Genomic DNA, 2,588 nt, shown 5'->3' with positions numbered 1-2,588 from the left:
CAGTACAGCCCCGGCCCGAGCCGTTGTGACTCGCCGGTCCGGTTGCACAGGTGCACGAGCCCGCCGCCGTGCGCGTCACCGGCGAGCAGATTGAAACCGCCGTACTGGCCGGCGACGCCGGCCAGTGCGTCGAGACCGGCTTCGAGGCGTTCGTGGGCAAGCATCGCCGCGGGCAGCTCGCCGCGGGAGCGCGGCGCCGCCTCGGTGGAGGGATCGCGGAAGTTCGTGACCGCGGCGAAACGGCCGCGCCGGTCCACCGCAAACCAGGTGCCGCCGGCACGCAGGTCGCGCCCCGCCAGCACCGGCGGGTCGTCCCACCACGCCGCCGGCGCGGCGGGGCGTTCGTGGAACTCGTCGCGGTTGGCCGCCACCACCAGCGGGTAGCGGGGATGGTGGCCCGCCGCGGCGACGATCAGGCACATGCCGTCGCGATCACGAGCCCGGCAGGGACCAGGACTGGAGCTGGCCGCCGGTGGAGAGGGTATAGAGCCGGTGACCCACGACCAGCGGGGCGACCGTGATGCGGGTATCCGCGGCATGTCGCCGCGCCAGGATCTCGCCGCTGTCCGCGTTCAGCCAGCTCAGGTAACCGTCATCACCCGCCACCACGACGTACCCGTCCTGGATCGCGGGGCCGGCGAGGGCCTCACCGGACAGGGCGTCCTGGCGCCACAGCGAAGCGCCGTTGGACGGATCGAGCGCCCAGACACGGCCCCCGGTATCGGGCACGATGAGACGACGCCCGGCGAGCGCCAGACCGGCGTTCCCGGAGAGCTCGCGGGCCCAGACCACCTGGCCGCTCTTGAGCGCCACACCGGCCACACGGCCCTGGTAGGCCACGGCGAACGCCGCATCCCGCGCCACGAGGGGATCGGCGTCGATGTCAATCATCCGGTCCAGATCGGTCTGCCCCTTGGGCACGGCCACGGACGCCTCCCAGACGGGAGTGCCCTCGCTCAGCGACAGCGCCACCAGGCGGCCGTTATCGAAACCGACGATGGCACCGCCCTCGGCGATCACCGGGGCGCTGTGCCCGCGCACGGTCAGGGTCGGGACGTTGCGGTCGTAGAGCCAGCGGCGCTCACCGCTGTCCGGCTCCAGGGCGAACACGCGCCCGTCGTTGGTCCGGACCACGACCACGTCGTCGCCGATCGCCGCCGGCGCGAGGACCTCGCTGGTGACCCCGGAGCGCCAGAGCACCTCGCCGTCGTCGGCGGACAGGCCGATGACCTCGCCCTTGCGCGTGCCGATCACCACCAGGCCGTGCCCGGCCGCCGGTCCGCCGGACAGGGGGGCGCCCAGGTCCTGGGTCCACTCGGTCCGTCCGTTCTCGGCATCGAACGCGTAGACCGTGCCGTCGGCGCCCGCCGCATAGATCCGCTCGTCCGAGTAGGCAGGCTCCAGCCGGTCATGCAGACCGCCGGCCTCGCCCACATCGCGGGACCACACCATCTCCGGTTCCAGACCGCCCGCGACGGACACGCCGCCGGGCGGATCCGTCGCCTCGAAGGCGTCGGGCGTGGCGCAACCGACGAGGGCCGAGCCGAGCACGAGGGCCAGGGAAAGCCGGGCTATCCGCGACATCATGAGGCCTCCCCGACCTCGGCACCGAGGTCATTGAGCTTCACCCGCACGTACTGGCTGCGCTGGCTGCCGGGCTCGCTGTCCATGGCTGCACGATAGGCCTCGATCGCGTCGTCGTGACGGTCCAGCGCCACGAGGATATCGCCGCGCAGCTCCTGGTAACGGGCCGCGAACGGTCCACCCGGCACCGGCTCGAGGGTCGCCAGGGCGCCCTTGCCGTCACCGAGGGCGTGCTGAACCTCCGCGAGACGCAGCCGCGCGACCTGCCGCAGGGCATCGCTGGAAGCGTTGTTGCGCGCCCAGTCCAGCCGCGCCCGGGCCGCCTCGAGGTCGCCCCGGCCGGCGAAGTACTTGGCCGCCGCCAGGCTGCCGAGAACGGCGTAGGGACTGTCGCCGGAGTCTGCACGCAGCGCCTCCACCGCCTGCTCGACGGCGTCCGGGCGATCCTCGGCCACCGCCTCGTTGAGCGCGTCGTAGCGCGCCGACGCCTCCATGGCGCTGCGCTCCTGCCAGGACTCCCACTGCTGCCAGCCGACCACCGCGGCAACCGCGATGATCACGCCCGCAATCACGGCCCGGCCGTTCTCGTGCCACCAGCGCCGGAGCGCCTCAAGCTGTTCCTCTTCGGTGGTGTATGCCACGTCAGCCCCCTCCGTTGATGTCGTCACGCCGGGTCGCCACGGCAGCGAGCTGCCCGACCAGCGCATCCTCGTCGAGCCGCACCTGATCGCCTTCGCCGCGCAGGTCCTTGAGCCCGACCCGGCCCTCCGCCAGCTCCTCCTCGGCCACGATCAGCGCGTACCGGGCACCGCTGCGATCGGCTCGCTTGAACTGGCTCTTGAACGAGCCGCCGCCGCTGTTGAGCTGCAGCCGCAGCGCCGGCAGCCGGTCGCGCAGACGCTCGGCAAGACGCATCGCCTCACCGCGGGGCGCCTCGCCCATGATCACCATGTAGGCGTCCACCGCGGGCGCCGCCCCTTCGGCCGCATCGGCCTCCGCATCCG

At 72.8% G+C, this 2,588-nt stretch carries 3 protein-coding genes and 1 pseudogene; all 4 read right to left on the bottom strand.

The window, feature by feature from the left end; translation table 11 throughout:
• Positions 1–422: NRDE family protein (locus tag G7A99_RS24940; protein WP_205599856.1), on the bottom strand; the 422-nt coding region annotated here is incomplete at its 3' end.
• A gap of 10 nt (positions 423–432) precedes the next feature.
• Positions 433–1,587, bottom strand: a complete 1,155-nt coding sequence (bamB, locus tag G7A99_RS13775) for an outer membrane protein assembly factor BamB (RefSeq protein ID WP_156831131.1) — start codon at positions 1,585–1,587, stop codon at positions 433–435.
• Positions 1,584–2,225 carry a tetratricopeptide repeat protein gene (locus G7A99_RS13770; protein WP_018717295.1) on the bottom strand — a complete coding sequence of 214 codons (642 nt, stop codon included), beginning with the start codon at positions 2,223–2,225 and terminating at the stop codon, positions 1,584–1,586. Before G7A99_RS13770 ends, bamB begins: the two co-directional genes overlap by 4 nt.
• A 1-nt stretch (position 2,226) precedes the next feature.
• Positions 2,227–2,588, bottom strand: a pseudogene (locus G7A99_RS13765) (His/Gly/Thr/Pro-type tRNA ligase C-terminal domain-containing protein); the annotation flags it as partial.

The organism is Arhodomonas sp. KWT (assembly GCF_010993615.1).
Note: the sequence above shows the minus strand (reverse complement) of the source record. Positions and strands in the feature narration are given on the sequence as shown.